Source organism: Paenibacillus sp. FSL H8-0317 (genome assembly GCF_045040685.1).
GTDB lineage: Bacteria > Bacillota > Bacilli > Paenibacillales > Paenibacillaceae > Paenibacillus.
Map to the genome: position 1 here is coordinate 7,081,222 of NZ_CP150294.1, position 16,943 is coordinate 7,098,164.

The 16,943-nt window shown below is 46.8% G+C and carries 17 protein-coding genes; 7 read left to right on the forward strand and 10 right to left on the reverse strand.

The genetic code is table 11. The features are described 5' to 3' along the window. The first annotated feature begins 218 nt into the window (after positions 1-218). The 3 genes from MHB43_RS31515 to MHB43_RS31525 are packed head-to-tail and all read left to right on the forward strand — an operon-like array spanning position 219 to position 3,058. On the forward strand, positions 219-1,670 hold the full coding sequence (locus tag MHB43_RS31515) for a PLP-dependent aminotransferase family protein (RefSeq protein WP_237177977.1): 1,452 nt from the start codon (positions 219-221) through the stop codon (positions 1,668-1,670). 12 nt (positions 1,671-1,682) lie between these two features. After that, positions 1,683-2,603, forward strand: a complete 921-nt coding sequence (locus MHB43_RS31520; protein WP_405131052.1) for a D-alanine--D-alanine ligase — start codon at positions 1,683-1,685, stop codon at positions 2,601-2,603. Next, positions 2,600-3,058: a GNAT family N-acetyltransferase gene (locus tag MHB43_RS31525; RefSeq protein ID WP_260632665.1), complete on the forward strand. Its 459-nt coding sequence runs from the start codon at positions 2,600-2,602 to the stop codon at positions 3,056-3,058. Before MHB43_RS31520 ends, MHB43_RS31525 begins: the two co-directional genes overlap by 4 nt. Before the next feature lie 96 nt (positions 3,059-3,154). Here the strand turns inward: MHB43_RS31525 and MHB43_RS31530 are convergent, their stop codons facing one another. The 5 genes from MHB43_RS31530 to MHB43_RS31550 form a co-directional block, all read right to left on the reverse strand. Then, a complete protein-coding gene (locus tag MHB43_RS31530) occupies positions 3,155-3,388 on the reverse strand; it encodes an SDR family oxidoreductase (RefSeq protein WP_405131053.1) in 234 nt (77 codons plus the stop codon). Positions 3,389-3,394: 6 nt separating this feature from the next. After that, the gene (locus MHB43_RS31535; protein ID WP_405131054.1) at positions 3,395-4,858 is read right to left on the reverse strand and encodes a GNAT family N-acetyltransferase; all 1,464 of its coding nucleotides are present in this window, start codon (positions 4,856-4,858) and stop codon (positions 3,395-3,397) included. A gap of 244 nt (positions 4,859-5,102) precedes the next feature. Further along, a complete protein-coding gene (locus tag MHB43_RS31540; RefSeq protein WP_339180599.1) occupies positions 5,103-6,611 on the reverse strand; it encodes a copper amine oxidase N-terminal domain-containing protein in 1,509 nt (502 codons plus the stop codon). A gap of 208 nt (positions 6,612-6,819) precedes the next feature. Beyond that, positions 6,820-6,948, reverse strand: coding sequence for a hypothetical protein (locus tag MHB43_RS31545; protein ID WP_339180601.1), 129 nt, complete (start codon positions 6,946-6,948; stop codon positions 6,820-6,822). Positions 6,949-7,084: 136 nt separating this feature from the next. After that, entirely contained in the window at positions 7,085-7,552 is a 468-nt protein-coding gene (locus tag MHB43_RS31550; protein WP_339180604.1) for a YfbM family protein, read from the reverse strand. Positions 7,553-7,648: 96 nt separating this feature from the next. On the opposite strand from MHB43_RS31550, the gene MHB43_RS31555 reads away from it, so the two are divergent. Next, positions 7,649-8,113, forward strand: coding sequence for a DUF4385 domain-containing protein (locus MHB43_RS31555; RefSeq protein ID WP_047840920.1), 465 nt, complete (start codon positions 7,649-7,651; stop codon positions 8,111-8,113). Between the two features lie 102 nt (positions 8,114-8,215). Next, the gene (locus tag MHB43_RS31560) at positions 8,216-9,523 is read left to right on the forward strand and encodes a VWA domain-containing protein (RefSeq protein ID WP_405131055.1); all 1,308 of its coding nucleotides are present in this window, start codon (positions 8,216-8,218) and stop codon (positions 9,521-9,523) included. A 22-nt stretch (positions 9,524-9,545) separates the two neighbouring features. On the opposite strand, the gene MHB43_RS31565 is transcribed toward MHB43_RS31560, so the two are convergent. Then, positions 9,546-10,361 (reverse strand): SDR family oxidoreductase, encoded by an 816-nt coding sequence (locus MHB43_RS31565; protein WP_221820053.1) that lies wholly within the window; start codon positions 10,359-10,361, stop codon positions 9,546-9,548. Between the two features lie 249 nt (positions 10,362-10,610). Here MHB43_RS31565 and MHB43_RS31570 point away from each other — a divergent pair, with 249 nt between their 5' ends. Then, positions 10,611-11,270 (forward strand): TetR/AcrR family transcriptional regulator, encoded by a 660-nt coding sequence (locus MHB43_RS31570; RefSeq protein WP_221820054.1) that lies wholly within the window; start codon positions 10,611-10,613, stop codon positions 11,268-11,270. A 132-nt stretch (positions 11,271-11,402) separates the two neighbouring features. Here MHB43_RS31570 and MHB43_RS31575 read toward each other — a convergent pair whose 3' ends face one another. From MHB43_RS31575 to MHB43_RS31585, 3 genes are all read right to left on the reverse strand, one after another. After that, on the reverse strand, positions 11,403-12,464 hold the full coding sequence (locus tag MHB43_RS31575) for an LLM class flavin-dependent oxidoreductase (RefSeq protein ID WP_036612299.1): 1,062 nt from the start codon (positions 12,462-12,464) through the stop codon (positions 11,403-11,405). Positions 12,465-12,605: 141 nt separating this feature from the next. Next, positions 12,606-13,418 carry a bifunctional 2-polyprenyl-6-hydroxyphenol methylase/3-demethylubiquinol 3-O-methyltransferase UbiG gene (locus tag MHB43_RS31580; RefSeq protein ID WP_221820055.1) on the reverse strand — a complete coding sequence of 271 codons (813 nt, stop codon included), beginning with the start codon at positions 13,416-13,418 and terminating at the stop codon, positions 12,606-12,608. Positions 13,419-13,563: 145 nt separating this feature from the next. After that, positions 13,564-13,905 carry a zinc ribbon domain-containing protein YjdM gene (locus tag MHB43_RS31585; RefSeq protein WP_169482263.1) on the reverse strand — a complete coding sequence of 114 codons (342 nt, stop codon included), beginning with the start codon at positions 13,903-13,905 and terminating at the stop codon, positions 13,564-13,566. A 236-nt stretch (positions 13,906-14,141) separates the two neighbouring features. On the opposite strand from MHB43_RS31585, the gene MHB43_RS31590 reads away from it, so the two are divergent. Next, on the forward strand, positions 14,142-15,293 hold the full coding sequence (locus MHB43_RS31590) for a VanZ family protein (RefSeq protein ID WP_339180616.1): 1,152 nt from the start codon (positions 14,142-14,144) through the stop codon (positions 15,291-15,293). Positions 15,294-15,469: 176 nt separating this feature from the next. Here the strand turns inward: MHB43_RS31590 and MHB43_RS31595 are convergent, their stop codons facing one another. Continuing rightward, complete coding sequence (locus tag MHB43_RS31595) at positions 15,470-16,927, reverse strand: carboxylesterase/lipase family protein (RefSeq protein WP_339180618.1); 1,458 nt, start codon at positions 16,925-16,927, stop codon at positions 15,470-15,472. Positions 16,928-16,943 lie beyond the last annotated feature (16 nt).

Below are 16,943 nucleotides of genomic sequence, written 5' to 3' on the forward strand. Positions count from 1 at the left end.
TATCGATCCTAGAGAGACTAGTCATGCAATACAACTGTAGAAATTATAGCAGCAGTACTATAGAAAATGGATCAAGTTTCACCACCAGGCCCGGCATACTGCCAGGGCTTTTTTGCGTTTGTGCGAACAACCAACCACACGCTCAGGGAAACAGAGGTATCGTGGTTCTTTCTGCTGGGTTTATAATATGGCAAGATACCAGTAGAGGGAGTGATGGGATGTATTCCGATCTGCAACTGACGGAGGACCGCCCTGTATATATACAAGTCAAAGATTATATGAAGCGATTGATGCTCAAAGGCGGCCTGCAAGCCAAACAAAAACTGCCCTCGACCCGTGAACTCAGTACACTCATGAAGGTTAGCCGCAGCACAGTTCTGCTCGCTTATGCCGAGCTTGAAGATGAAGGCTTGATCTACGCAGTCAAAGGCAAGGGCAATTACGTCAGTGCCTCCATCGAAACACCTGAGGCAGCAGCGAGCTGGGAACTGGACTGGACGACAGAGGTAAGTGAGTATGCAATTCAGGCAGAGCAGTACGATCTGATGAAGCATGGCTCCGGAGCAGAGCGCGGCGAGATATCGTTTACCAGCATAGCGCCGGATGAAAAGCTGTTTGATCTGCACAACGTGAAACGGGCTTTTCTGGATCGCATGTCACTTGAAGGCGAAGTACTGCTGAATTACGGATATGCGCAGGGATACAGACCGCTGATGAACTATTTACTACGATATATGGAGAACAAAGGTGTCGACCTCCGTGGCAAGGACATCCTAATCACCAACGGATTCACGGAAGGTTTCGATCTGGTGCTTGGAGCGTTGCGCAAAAAAAGCGGCAAAGCGCTCTGCGAGAATCCAACGCACCACACGGCGATCAAAAATCTAAAGCTGCACCAGTTTCACCTGACCGGTGTGAACATGGAGCCAGATGGCTTGGACTTGAAGCAACTGGAACATGAACTTGAGGCAAGTCCATATGATCTGGCGTATCTCGTGCCATCCTATCACAATCCAACCGGGATTGTGACGTCCCCTGCAAAACGGGTAGAGATCATCCGGTTGATGAACAAGTATCAAGTACCCATCATTGAGGATGGATTCAACGAAGAGTTGCGCTATTCCGGTTCCCACGTATCTCCCCTGATCGCCAGCATGGGCAAAGGCAATGGACTGGTGTATCTGGGCAGCTTCTCCAAAGTCCTGTTCCCAGGCCTGCGGGTAGGTTGGATTATTGCGGATGCGGCGCTGATTGATTATCTGGAGAGTATGAAACGGGCACGCAGCATCCATACCTCCACGCTGGACCAATCGTTATTGTATCAATATCTGAGCAACGGTAATTTCGAGAAATATTTGAAGAGAGCTCGGACGGAGTATAAGCGAAAATATGAATTGGTTGTGCGTTGCCTGAAGCAGCATCTGCCAATGTGCCGGATCTCCGGTGCGGGTGGTCTGCATCTGTTCGTGCAGTTCCCGTCCGAATACAGAACCCGTGAACTGCTGGCGGCCTGTAAAGTGAAAGGTGTGACGTTCACACCAGGGGATACCTTTTATCTGGAACCCGGTCAGGGTGTAAACACGATGCGCCTGGGTTTCTCCAGAGTCAGCGATGAAAATATACGTAAAGGCATTCGCATCATTGGCGAGACAGCAGCTCAAATGAGATAAGGAGGATTTCACATGAAAGTTGGCGTGATTATGGGCGGTACATCTTCAGAGCGGGATATTTCCCTGCTGACCGGACAGGAGATGATTGCAAACCTGAATAGAGACAAATACGAGGTTGTACCCATTGAGCTGAATACCAAGCGCGATCTAATCGACAAGTCAGCGGGGATCGATGTGGCACTGCTTGCCCTGCATGGCAAATACGGCGAAGACGGTACGGTCCAAGGCACATTGGAATCTCTGGGTATTCCCTACACAGGTTGTGGTGTGCTGGCGAGCAGTGTATGCATGGATAAAGACATGTCCAAACAACTTATGCAGCATGCAGGTGTGCTTACCGGAGAGTGGCTACGAGTGAGTCATATCGAGGAACTGTCCTCAACTGCTGTTCAACAATTAACGTACCCCGTGGTGGTCAAACCCAATTCAGGCGGTTCCAGCATCGGTACCCAAGTAGTGAAAGAGGCTGCCGCCCTGCCCGCTGCTGTGGAGGCTGCCCTCGCCTGGGATGATACAGTCATGATTGAACAGTATATCGAAGGTGAGGAGATTACCTGTGCCATTCTGGATGGTAAGATGCTGCCGGTGATCTCCATTCGTTCGAACGCCGAGTTTTTCGATTATTCTTCCAAATATGATGACCACGGAGCCGATGAGCAGGTTGTGCAATTGCCTGTGGATCTTCACCATCGTGTGGAAGCCGCGGCACTTGCCTGTTATCAGGTGCTGAAATGCAGCGTTTACGCGCGCGTGGATATGATGATTCGCGAAGGCTTGCCTTATGTGCTTGAAGTGAACACGCTGCCGGGCCTTACCCGTAACAGTCTGCTGCCCAAAAGTGCAGCCGCTGCGGGCATTTCTTTTGCAGAGCTGCTGGATACCATTATTGAACTTTCATTGAAGGAAAGACCCAAGGAGGATATAACATTATGAGCCTGGATGTGACGATTAGACATAGCTCCACTACAGATCTGCAAGATATGGTCATTCTGATGGACCAACTTGGTTATCCCACCACGTACGCCGAGATGGAAGAGCGCTATACCCACATTGCTGCAGATGCTAACTTCACCACACTGGTTGCTGAAGCACGCGGACGTGTAGTTGGACTAATCGGATTACAGACGTCTTATCTGTATGAAAAGAATGGAAGGCACTGCCGTATCATGGCATTGGTTGTACACGACCAGTTCAGGGGCTCAGGCATCGGCCGTCAGCTCATTCTGGAAGCCGAACAATGGGCCGCCACGCATGACGTGGACTCCCTGTCTCTGAACAGTGGCAATCGCCCTGAACGTGAAGCTGCACATGAATTCTATCGTCAGATGGGCTTTACAGCCGGGAGTACCGGATTTAGCAAAAAGCCACAGATTCTACAGCACACTTAACCTGCGGGATACGGGATACGCCCCCTTGAATATCAAACCAAAAAAAGAACGCCCCAATCCGCACATTAGCGGAAACGGGCGTTCTTCAGTATATATCTATGCCGCATTGATAAATGGTGCTTCGCCAGACAGCAGGAAGGCAACGAGGCGCCCTACTTCCTTCGGTTCACCCAAGCGCTTCGCCGGGTTGTCCTTCACGAACTCTTTGGATGCTGACTCCCAGTCATTTGGATTGATCTGTTTGAATGAACCGATAACCATATCTGTCAGAATGGCTCCAGGTGCAATTGCATTAACACTGATTCCGTGCTCGGCGTTTTGCCCTGCCATTCGTCCTCAGGACTTCATAGCCTCATAGGCTGCAAGTAATTCCTCTACTTCTATTCCATTGATCTTCATCCCGTTCACTTGACACTGTTCCAACTGTACTCCAGATAGATCGCAATCGATAAAACGACTTCCCCCAAGATCACAATGCGCCCACTGCATGGGTACACGGTCAGATCCAAGGTGTGTGTCCTGGAATCGAACGCCATCCAAAGAACAGAATTCAATCTTGCTATCGGTTAGGCGTAAATCAGCTAGCAATATATTGGTCATATTTAGATTGGTAAATTTGCTTCCACTCAGGTTACAGTCGGTAATCCGACTATTGGTCAGATTACTGGTACTGTAACGAACCGAGTCCAGATTAGCTTGAACATATTCAACCACCGACTCACCCGAGTCCTTGGCTAATGTCTCATCACATGTTGGATCAAAAGAATCAACGGACATGTTCTTCTCATATCCAAATTCATCCTCAGATGCATAGATACGAACATAACCCATTTTTTCGTAAAAATGATGATTATCCAGCTGCCTACCTGAGGTCTCCAGCTTCCAGGTGTTAATCTGCGGAAATTCAGCCTCAATAAGCCTCATGACTTGAGTTCCCACGCCACGGCCCTGGCATACGGGGTCAATATAGATCTTATCGATCCTGGCATGTTTTCGTCCAAGCACGTTAACACTCACTCCGCCAATAGCACATCCATCTGTTTCTACAACATAATAATCCCATTCACGGATCACGTAACGATGCATGCGAACTGACGAATAATCAGGCGGGCATAGATTGCTATCGATATCCTTCTCATTATCCGCCCAGACTTTTATGACATGATCAAAAGCACGAGTGCAAATCTCTGTAAGTACAACAGCATCTTCCTGCTGTGCTCGTCGTAAACGAATTTCAGAATGTATCTGCTTCGGTTGCACCGGCTCGGTCTTTACTTTGAGCAGTTCAAAATAATCGTAGCACTCCTTGTCCATAAGCATTCTGCGAGAGATATAACGAAAACCCGCATGCTCCAGAACTTTGCGTGACGGCTGATTGAAGGACTTCACAATGCCTACAATTCGATCCAGCAAGGTATGCTCAAATAAATATGCTGTTAGGGCTCGAACTGCATCTGTAATGTATCCTTTATTCCGGTAATCCCGGGAGATCGCGTAGGCCACTTCACGGTCAGCACGATTCAGCAAATCATTTGGGAATACGCCACACCAACCAATGATACGCTGATCTTTATTGTGTACAACGGCAAGCAGGATGCGTACATCTTCCGGGTTGAACTGTTCGTAACTGCCAACGACAAATTGTAAGAATTCGCGCAGCTGCTCCTCGGTCATCTTCCAATCTGGCAGGACATCTGTGATTTCAGGTTGTTGGGTTAATGCATACACGGCAGCCTGATCTTCAAGCGTAAATGGACGCAATGTAACGGAGTTTGAATGGATGAATAATTGACTTTTCATATACAACACCTCTGGGGATTTATTTAGGATGACACAACAAAGAGGAGCACCTCCAATAGAGGCACTCCTCGATCCGTTTCATCATTTCAGAAACGCCGAAGCTCCTCGTAATGGGTCAAAAGGACACACGTATCCCGTTCATGGTCTAACGGAATTTTTGCGGTGTTCTTTTCACGATCATTACGAGAAATCTGGCATACTCTGAAATCCCCTCTCTTACTAAGGATTACTTATAACGTCTCACTTAAGGACGGTCAATGTAAATCCAGCCTGTTTCTTGTTCCTTATCTACAGTAGCTCCAAGGGATTCAGCCACAAAGCGCAGCGGCACATACGTCTTGCCGTCCTTGCCTACATAGGCGGATTCCACCATGGTTACTTCTTTACCAGCAACGGTTGCCTTCTTGGAACCTACAGTCAGGACAATCTCATCACCAGTGATGTCATCAATGACAACGATTTGGTTTGAGCCTTTGGTCCATTTCACTTCCGCATCCAATTCCTCAGACACGTAGCGAAGCGGAACAAATGTTGTATTCTTAACGGTGATCGCTCCAGCGTATTCATCATCCGGGAAGAGCACTACACTTTTACTCGTGATTCCAGCTTCATCTTTCAGCAATTGGTATGCCAGTGAGTTGGAATCAAAATTGCGCAGCATCTGTCCAGGCGTAATATCATCCTTCATCAGATCCATAACGCCGCCCGATACATCCACTTCATCAACTGCAACTGTGCCACCGATATTCCACTGTTCACTGTCTCCACTTACGGTTACGGAGTTCAGCGGCAGATCCTCGGAAGCAGGCAGTGCCACTTTCAGTTCAAAGTTTTGCTTGCGAACATCAAGCTTGCTGTCGAGATAAAAATCCAATTTCAGTTTGGTATCTGTGCCAAATACCGTTTTGAATTCAGGGGTCTCATTCAACAGGTTGTTCAGCTCCTGATCATAATTGACCAGCATACTGTCCAGTCCTACTTTGATGATGGCATATAGTGACGCAACAGCTTCATCTTTCGATTCAGGAACGATCGAATTCAGCGTTTCATCTCCCCCGCCTTCAACCTCATTCACAGCTTCAAGTACAGGGTAGAACACATCATACAGATCGCCAATCAGGTCTTTCAGTCCTTGCTCATCTTTCGAAATACTCGTCAGGAACGGTTTAACCATAGCCAGCATCTCTTCACCACTAACTTCCAGATGCAGCTTGGAGAGGCTAAGTGATTCGCCATTTACGGATTCCTGTACCGGTGTTACGGAGATGTTCTTCGGATTGGACAGATGTTTCAGGACAAAAGAGAACAGTTTCGGGGAAAGTTCCTCGAGTTGTTTCTCCAGAGCCTTCGTATCTACCGTTGGAAGAGCCTGTGCATCCTGGAACGTATCCAGAGATATGTACAGCGGTTTTTGGGCTCCGTCCAGATCAATCACCATTTGGGACTCATTCATGGACAGGTGGAAAGGTAATTTCGTTCCCTCCATGCTCAGTGTACCTTTGATCGATGCTGTCTTCGCATCTTTCATTTTGGCTTGATCAATATCCAGGGATATGGAGTTAATAAGTTCGATCATTTCAAGGTCTTTCTCTGTAGCAAATTCCTTAGCCGGTTCTATGTTTATATTCATGGATTGTCTGGATTCACCGGACTTGATACTCGCGCCGTTGGCCATTGCTTTGCCAACGTCTACTCCACCCACAGCCTGACATCCTGTAAGAACAACCATTAATAATACAAGTGGCACTGCCATCCATTGGACTAACTTCCGATTCTTAATATGAACTCCTCCTTAGAAAAATATGGTTCATTTCTATTATGAAGGAATAGGTAATTCTTGTAAACGGATACGCAAAAAAATAAACCAAAAGGCCGGAACATGTCCGACCTCTGGTCTATCTATATTTCAGCATATCGTAAGATTCGATAAAACATCCTGCTTCATTATGCAATGCTGGGAGTTATTCTTGCTCCTGATCATCTGCGAGCTTCTCATCTGTTTCTTCATCTTCCGCAGTTGCGGGAGTCTCGAATTGATCCGGCTCGTCCTCTTGAATCGCTTTGTTCTCTTCGTTCTGATCCTGTGTCATATCGCATTCCCTCTCTTCTACCGGATTGTCATGTCATCAAGGCCTGGGCCTTGTGTCTATCAATAACCCGAATAGGCGTAGTTCAAACCTGTCTCAATATCGGCATGACATTTTCCATCATAATTTCAATGCTCACTTAGAAAACATAAAAGATGATCCCGTTCCCACTTGCAGCCGTGGCCTGAAACAAGGCCTGGACATCATCCACGGTCTGAACGATCTCCTGAAATGTCTCTTCCGCATCCCAATCTTCCATGACAGGGTAGACGCCTTCAGCGATCATCCGGTCCAGACTATACCGTTGCTTCAATTCCTCCGGTGTGAGCTGCTCCAATGCCATGTAGGCTTCCAGCACCTGTTCGTTACTAAGCAAAAACAGATCCATGTCCGAATAGTTTCCCACGTATTGCTCACCTGCGAGAGGCACCACATATCCCAGGGGCGGCTCCCCTTCTACCAAGTTACCGTTCAGCGTGAATTGAAGCATCTGCCACGTTTTATCAATATCCAGATCAACTGCACAATCATGCACACTGATCTCACCTGACTTAATGGATTCGACTATCTCCTTTGTTACCACAAGATATCTGCCAGACATTCCCATACCTCTACCCCTCCTGTGTAATTCCTTCTATTGTTCCCCATTAACCGTGCTTGTTGGTTCAGAATCGGGGTAATCCCTATCAAGGAGGGTGTATACATGAAAAAATTTGATTATAGTCTCAATTATGATGAGTTGGATCTGCGCAAACATCCTGAGCTGTACACCGTAGGCCGGGGTGAGCAGGGTGTTCTTATGGTTGAGCCATACAAGGGCGAGATTCTGCCACACTGGCGATTCAAAACACCAGAGATTGCGACAGAGTCATCGGAGAAAATCTATGAGCTATTTTTGGAGTATAAGAAAAAGGGAGATTTCGTGGGTATGGATATGGCTCGCAAATTTCTCCAGATGGGTTATACACGGGCCAGACGGTATACAAATCACAAAGGAGGACGCAAATACTCGAAGGAGGATGGCTCTATCTTGCCCTATCAGAATGATAAGGTGAAGGCAGAAGCCGCAGCTATATTCAAGGCACAATGGGAGATTGCAAAGACGGATCCAGACTATGTGAAGATGAAGAAGGAGCATCGGGAAAAGTACGAGTCTGATGAGGCCTAGGAACAACGGTGAAAAGATTGACTTATGGAAACATTTGTCTCAGAATCGATCTTGTTACTGTACATTTTCAACCATTATATTGGAGAAGAGAGGCATCCGATTATGACAGATTCGTTCATTCACTTAAACACAGGCCAGAATATCAGTATCAACGAATGTGCTCAACTTCAGGTAACCATTCAATGTACATCATCTCCTTCTCCCTTGGATGTTAGCTGCTTTATGGTGAACGAAGAGGGAAAGGTCCCATCTGACGACTATTTTGTATTTTATAATCAGAAGGCCGATCCCCATCAAAGTGTGCTTCTGCAACAGGCAGAGGAACTGAAATCCTCTTTTGTACTGGATACAAATCAATTACGGCAGGCTCCTGTGGAAAAATGTGTGTTTACGGCTACTCTGGATGCGAGAGGCACATTTGCCGATGTTCAGGCATGTCAGGCGATTGTACAAGCGGGTTCCCAGCAGATCACCTATGAGATCAGGCAGGTCACTGCGGAAACAGCTCTTATTCTCATTGAAATCTATAAGTATCGTGACGGGTTCAAAGTTCGTGCGATTGGACGAGGTTTCTTTGGTGGATTGCAGCCGCTGGCAGAGTCATTCGGTGTTGAAATTGAGAGTAACGACACCTCGGAAGCCGAACAGATTCTTCTCACGGCACGTGCTGAAGTGGCAGCCGCCTCTCCAGAAGTCTTGGTACCTGATGCTGCACCAAACACGAATCATGCACCGCTTAACCTGACCAAGATCGATCTCCTCAAGCGTAAAGTAACCCTGTCTCTGCAAAAGAAAAAGATCGAACCCATACAGGCACGTGTTGCTGTCGTATTTGATGCATCAGGCTCCATGTACCATCTGTATCGCAAAGGCATCGTGCAAGAAGCCTTCGAGCGTATTCTGGCGATTGCATCAGCGTTTGATGATAACGGAGAGTTGGACGTCTGGTTCTTCGCCAAAGACTTCTTGCGTGCACCTAGCGTCACCGCCAGGGATTTCGAGAATTATATTGAACGCACATATACGCTGGGTAGCAAAGGGGGTACCAATAACGAACCTCCTGTGATGCAGGATGTCATTCGCAAATATACGATCGAGGAACCCGATGTGAAGATTCCAACGTATATTATCTTTTTTAGCGATGGTGGAGTTAGTCAAAAAGGGAAGATCATGCGGCTTATTACCGAAAGCTCAACCAAAAACCTATTCTGGCAATTTGTTGGCCTGGGACAAGCCAATTACGGTATTCTGGAGAAACTCGATGACATGACTGGACGTTTCATCGATAATGCTGACTTTTTTGCTCTCGACGACATCTCCAAGATCAGCGATGAAGAATTGTACGATCGTCTCCTCACTGAATTTCCAGGTTGGATAAAGGAAGCTCGGGCCAAAGGCATTTTGGCCTAAAGCTTTTACCCTATATCACTAATCAGGCTTGTACTTTTTCTGCTTTACCATCCTTGGAACGTGGACGGAGCATACTTCCTACGATTCGCAACATCAACTTGCGTGGCACGAGGCGGGTGAACTGCGCTGTCCAGTAATTGCCGGCCCCCGGTACAGCATAAGGTTTGCCTGATTCGAGTGCACTCATGGCCACCGCCACGACATGCTCAGGGGTATCACGTTTACCCACCGAGGCTTCATCAGCACCCACTACATCAAAGAACGAAGTCTCGGTTGAACCTGGGCATAGTGCCAAAAACTGAACGCCACGCTTCCTGTTTTCTTCGTATAATGCCTCTGTAAAAGAAAGTACAAATGCCTTCGTTGCTCCATACACAGCCATATACGGATCAGGTTGAAAGGCAGCCGTCGAAGACACATTAATGACAGCACCATTTTTCTTCTGTAACATGCCTGGCAAGAAAAGATGTGTCATGTTTGTCAAGGCGAGCACGTTCAACATAACTTCCTCCTGCTGCCGGGAACCATCCACCTGTTCAAAACATCCATGGGTAGCAAATCCCGCATTGTTGATCAGCATATCGATGTGTATTCCCCGATTCTGACATTCCTCATATACCCTCTGAGGTGCATCGACTTGAGACAAATCCGATACGATCACCTCAGCCCTTACTCGATATGCACGTTCTATACGTTCTGCCAATTGATTCAGTTTGGATTCTGTTCTGGCCACCAGCACAATATTTTTACCCTTGGAAGCCATTTCGAGTGCAAAAACTTCCCCAATACCTGAAGAAGCACCTGTAATAAGTACCCATTGTTGCTGTTCCTTTATCATCTCTCATCCATCCTCTATGCATAGTATAAACACTAGTTTTCACTAGGAAACATTGTTTCCTTATAGAATCATCGTAACCAAATTCCATGATGCTGTCAATTACATTTGATAAATTTGAATCTAGACCGTGGTGCTTACTTACTAAATTCGGATTAAATTGACGTCATCCGGCGTAAAACAGTAGAATGACCTTAAGAAAAGGAAACGTAGTTTCTGTTCAACAACAATACGGTTACGAGGATGAAATCAATGAAGAATCTTAATTCGGGTTCCACAGAATCTGCACATACGGTAACAACCTTTCAGGAAGCCAGACTCCAGCACTCGGATAATCTGCGGCAAAATATTGTGCATGCTGCTGCTGCTTTACTGCAAGAGCATGGACCAGAGGCCGTCACGGTACGCCGTGTAGCTGAACGCATGGAGTGCTCCACCAAGATCATATATAATCTTTTTGGCAAAAAAGAAGGGTTGGCCAAGCATTTATATTTAGAGGGATGTTCCCTTATGGCCCAGCGATTTGAAACTATACCCCGTCAGGAATCGTTCGAACAATATTTCCGTGATCTGGCCTATGTCTACTGGGACTTCGGCATTTCTCAATCCAGCTTCTATCAGCTGATGTTTGGAGGATCTTTTTCCGAATTCAAACCAGATGGAGAGACCTTGCAGGGAACAGCAACTGCACTGAAGCAAGTATCTGCTTTGGTGGAGATAGCGATTGAACAAGGAATGCTTCAGGTGCAAGATCCCCTGCTTGCGGTACGAATGATCTGGGCTCCCTTACACGGTGTTATTCATCTGTATTTGGGAGGCCATATTGAGAGCGAAGAAGCTGCCAAAACCCTCTATGATCATACGTTGTCCATGGTTATACACTCCCTTGTGAGTACATCTGCAAATGGATAAGCATTAGATCTGCGCTGTTTTAGATGCTTTTAGACGATAAACGAAAAAGGAGCAGACCCATTGGCGTAATACGCCTAGGGCATGCTCCTTTATTGGGTTGACTTTATCTAGTTCCGTAACGGTTTCAGTCGATTAACGTGCCTCTTCGTTCTCAGCTTCCCAACGTGCAATTTCTTTGCGCACAATTGGAGCAACTTCTTTACCAAGCAGTTCGATCGCTCTCATGACCTCGTTGTGCGGCATGGTGCCGAGGGGGGTGTGCAACATGAAGCGTGTAATCCCAACTTCTTTGCGCAGGTAAATAATTTTCTGAGCTACCGTCTCCACATCACCCACGTACAAAGCACCCTCTAGGCTACGCGCTGCATCAAATGTTGCACGGCTGTAATGTCCCCATCCACGTTCACGGCCCAGTATGTTCATGACCGCTTGCGCTGGCGGGAAGAATTTTTCCACGGCTTCGTCTGTTGTATCGGCAATGAAGCCGTGAGAGTGAGAAGCAACGGTCAGCTTGGAAGCATCATGTCCTGCATGTGCTGCTGCTTTCTTGTACAGTTCCACCAGTGGTGCGAATTGCACCGGACGGCCACCGATAATGGCAAGCACCAGTGGCAAACCGAGCAGTCCTGCACGAACAACGGATTCCTGATTACCGCCACTGCCAATCCATACCGGAAGTTTTTCCTGTACCGGGCGCGGGTAGATGCCCAGATTGTTAAAGGAAGGGCGGTGTTTGCCTTCCCAGGTTACTTTTTCCGAATCACGCAGCTTGAGCAGTAAATCCAGTTTCTCGTCGAATAACTCATCGTAGTCGTTCAGATCATAGCCGAACAGTGGGAACGATTCGATAAATGATCCCCGCCCAGCCATAATCTCTGCACGTCCGTTCGAAATGCCATCTAATGTCGCGAAATCTTGATATACCCGTACCGGATCATGCGATGACAGCACCGTAACCGCACTCGTCAAGCGAATATTCTTGGTCTGTGAAGCTGCGGCCGCCAGAATGACAGCTGGTGATGAAGCGGCGTAGTCGGCACGATGATGTTCTCCCACGCCATATACATCAAGACCCACCTGATCTGCCAAAACAATCTCTTCAACAACATCGCGAATACGCTGCGCATGACTGATAAGTTCTCCTGTTTTTACATCCGGGTTCGTCTCCACGAATGTACTAATTCCGATTTCCATTGTCTGTTCCTCCCTGGTATGAAGCGATCCGTTGTTCATCTAACCTATTGTAAGTAGATCACCTTTTGTTATATATCTTAATATTGAACTATTTTGGTGAAAAACACAAGTACCCTCTGTTTCCAGAGGGCACATTTATGTTTATTTCTTCCTCCCGATGTACAGCAGATGAGACGAGATTCCCAATATGGAAGGGTCTTTGGCGGCTTCAATCATATAGTGCATGAGTTCATCATACTCGCCACGCTCTTTCCAGTATTGCTGCTGCTCGTCCGTAAGCATCGCTCTAAGGCTGGATGAACCAATTAAATCAATGGTTTCAAATCCATGTTGCTCCATGAAGGGTGTAACGTCCTGAATATTAAAATAGTATGCTCCCGTAAATCGTCCTTGATCCTGATGATCGAATATACCCTTTTCCACAAAAGAATGGATTGCTGCCATGTTATCATTCGGTTTCCAGTGCTGCGGGGATTGCAGCGAATTGATACTCATGCGCATACGGCTCTGCATGGCTACAAACACCACGCCTCCTCGCTTGGTCACACGGTACAACTCCTGTACAGCAGCCGTGCGCTCTTCGTCTGTCTGCAGATGATATAACGGCCCCAGCATGAGGGACGCATCGTACGTCTCGTCAGCCATACCGGAGAGCGAAGTGGCATCGAGAACATGGAACCCATCGAATTGCTGTGTCAAACCAAACTCCTCAGCCTTTTGCCTCGCAGTATCCACGGAGGACGGTGTCAGATCAGATAAAGTGACCTGGTACCCCAGTTTCGCCAGCTCCATGGCATACTTCCCCGGCCCAGCGCCATTATCCAGAATATGACCGTTGGCAGGCAGATACTCTCTGATGTAATACATGTTGATGATGAATTCAATTGGTTCCCGCTCCAGTCTGCCCCATTCATCAAACCCTGAATAATATTTAATAATGTGATCTCTCTTCATCGCTCTGACACCTGCCTTTTCTAATATGTAGACCACCTAACCATGTTCAAAATTAAATTCCAACCAGTATATATCTACCAAATATTTCCTGTCAAACAAAAAACGTTCAATTCCCATTGAATACGGAACTGAACGTTTCTCGAACTTATATCTTTTTCACAAACTCAGACTTCAACTTCATTGCACCCAAGCTGTCGATCTTGCAATCAATATCATGATCCCCATCAATTAGGCGAATATTCTTCACCTTCGTGCCCTGTTTAACCACGAGTGAGCTACCTTTTACCTTCAGATCTTTAATGACGGTAACGGTATCGCCATCACTTAACACATTTCCGTTGGCATCACGGATTACTTTTGCATCCTCTGCATTCTCATTGTCTGCTTCCAAAGACCATTCATGCGCACACTCCGGGCAAACCAACAGGTTACCATCCTCGTACGTGTACTCCGAATTACATTTCGGGCAGTTAGGCAAATTAGACATATGTATTAAACTCTCCATTCTACGATTGGCTTTCCCGCAAGTATACGGGATATCGACGGTATATTCCATACGCTAGGTCACTGCATGGATGGATTTAAACCAAATTTAAGGTTCATGCCTCCCTCACTTTAAGGGTAACTGCTTATGATGTAACTAATAGATACGCACTACACATACATGAATTTTAATGTCTCTATGAATTGTTATTATATTTAAAACCAAAGGAGTTCCTGCTCATGTCCTCATATGTTTTCCCTGTGCAAACGGCTTTTTTTATCTTTGTCGTTGCCGCCATGTTCTTGCTGGTGCCATGGTTGATCTACGGATATCGTAAAGACGGTTTCTTCAGCTGGTCACGGTTTGGCATCAGCTTTTCGTTTATCTTTTATATTCTGGCCGCCTATTGCCTCGTCATTCTCCCGTTTCCGACTACGCGAGATACCTGTGCGCAGCAAGCTGCTGACACGATCTACTACAATCTGGTTGCATTCACTTTTGTCAAAGACATCATGAAGGAAACACCCATTGTATGGTCTCAGCCTTCCAGCTATCTCAGTATGATTCAGGGCAGAGCTTTTCTGCAAGTTCTATTTAACGTCCTGCTTCTCATGCCGCTGGGTGTATATATCCGTTATTTTTTTCAAAAGAGATCATTCTGGAAGTACGCCCTGGTTGGTGGATTCGGGCTTTCCTTATTCTTCGAGATCACTCAAATCACCGGATTTTACGGGTATTATAATTGTCCTTACCGCCTGTTCGATGTGGATGATCTGTTATTGAATACTTCGGGAGCAGTCATTGGATTCTTCACAGCGCCCATCCTGCTTGCTTTATTCCCATCACGTGCAAGCATTCAGGCGAAGAGCGAACAGATCGTGGAGGAAAACCAGGTGTATGTTATGCCTCAATTGCTCGCGTTAATTATTGATGGAATCATTATTGTCTTCCTTTCGAATCTACTCTCCATCTTTACAGCGTCTGATGTGATCAGTGATGCGCTAAGTACATCCATTGCTATGGTCATTGTGCTGTTCTTCATACCTTGGGTGCGAAATGGGGTAACTCCAGGCTCGGCTATCTTGCGATTCCGCTATGTGGATCGTCAGACCGGCACACCTACCAGTGAATCATTATTCAAAAGATTTGCCGCACTCTATGTTCCATGGCTGCTAGTTACGATCATTCGCTTGGTCAACGAATATGCCTTTTCAGGTCATCAGGATGTTATGCTTCAGCCTTATCAAATGTGGATCTCCTTGGGGACATTCGGTATCTATATGTTAGTCTACGCCGTGCTTTGTGTTCATGTCTTGACCGTACTCTTTTCCCGTGGAAAACGTTCCTTCTACTTCGATGAGGTGTCCCGCACACGTGCTTCTCGTAAATAATGTTTGGAGTTAACAAGGCATAATGAAGGCATAATATCCCTCTAATTAGCGCTTACGTTCTGCTTACTATTCAGCCGGATCACCTAAAGAGGACGTTCATTCTCAGAATGAACGTCCTCTTTTTAATTTGCTCATTGCAACTATTTAGAGTATCCATACACAATAACCAGCCTGGATTATAACCCTAACAGCTCTCGCTTGGCTGAATCCGGATCATGTACAACCTCAATCTCATGGTTGAAGATTAGTGTCGCACGATCCTGCTCATATTCAGGCCAGTTCACACCTGCAACCTCAGGTTTGCCATTCTTGGCAAAGGAAATCCATGCATCCTGTACCTTGAGAGCAAGTACCGACGCAGCTTCGTCGGGCTCCGCATTCATGAATTTAAGGACATGCAGTGTATTGAACACAAAGAACATTTCGATGCTGTGAATTGCTCTTTTCAACAGGGGATGTTCCGGCATGACCCAATCAAATCGATACATCCACACGGGGGCATACTTCTGCTGTGCCGCAGCATATTGCAGCGATGACCGCCAGAAGAACATATCGGTCATAACTTGGGCTTGTCCATCTGCCGTTTTTGGATAACTATCCGCGATGGATACCCGGTTCTGCAGATCTGGTGTCATAAAGTCTACGCCCTGAACCATATCGATTTCTTTTGAATACGGTACATGCGGCTGGATGAACAGTGCACCCTCGTGCAATGTTGTACCAATCAGCACCGGGATGTCCTGTGCTGATCCTTCGCTCACCGCCTGCAGTGGAACCTGTGGAAGTATCTCCCCATCCAATACAGGTTGGAAGAATAATGCCATGCCCGCTCCGCTCTGCTGTTTGGCCGTTTCAGCAGCTGCAATAATCTGTTCTACAGGGATTGTACTTAGCTTCTGCAGATTATCCCGGTCCACGCCAAGAATCTTCAGTATCCCTTCCCGCATAGCTGAAGCTTGCTCTGCCGGCATGAATTGTGAAGCACCGCTCTCCATAATGGCACGATGGAAGTGTCCTTTGGCCGCTGGCATCGCCATCAACGCCGCAATACTCATGCTGCCTGCTGATTCGCCGAACACCGTAACCTGGTCCGGGTTACCACCAAAAGCAGAGATATTGTCCTTCACCCATTGTAACGCCGCAACCTGATCCAGCAGACCTGCATTGGATACAAATGAATCATCCAATGGGGCCATGTGAAGGAAACCCAAAGGTCCGAGTCGGTAGTTGATTGTCACAACGATGACCTCACCCCGAACCGCTAACTGCGTACCATCATACATAGGCTGGCTACCTGAACCTGATACGAAAGAGCCGCCGTGAATCCATACCATGACCGGCAGTGGTTCCGCGCTTTTTTCCTTAGGCGCCCAGATGTTCAGATATAGACTATCTTCTGACTCATTCGGAAGTTCTGTCAGGCCTTCTGGTTGATGATTTCGAGGTTGTATATTCTCAGGTCCAAATTGCGTGGCCTGTTTGATTCCATCCCATGACTCGGGCTGTACCGGAGCCTTGAAACGCAACTCACCTACCGGAGGTTTCGCATAGGGAATACCTTTCCATACGCTTGCACCATGCAAAAGCTCTCCTTGAACGTTACCGTACTTCGTTGCAACTTGAAGTTCTCTCATGCCACTTCTACTTCCT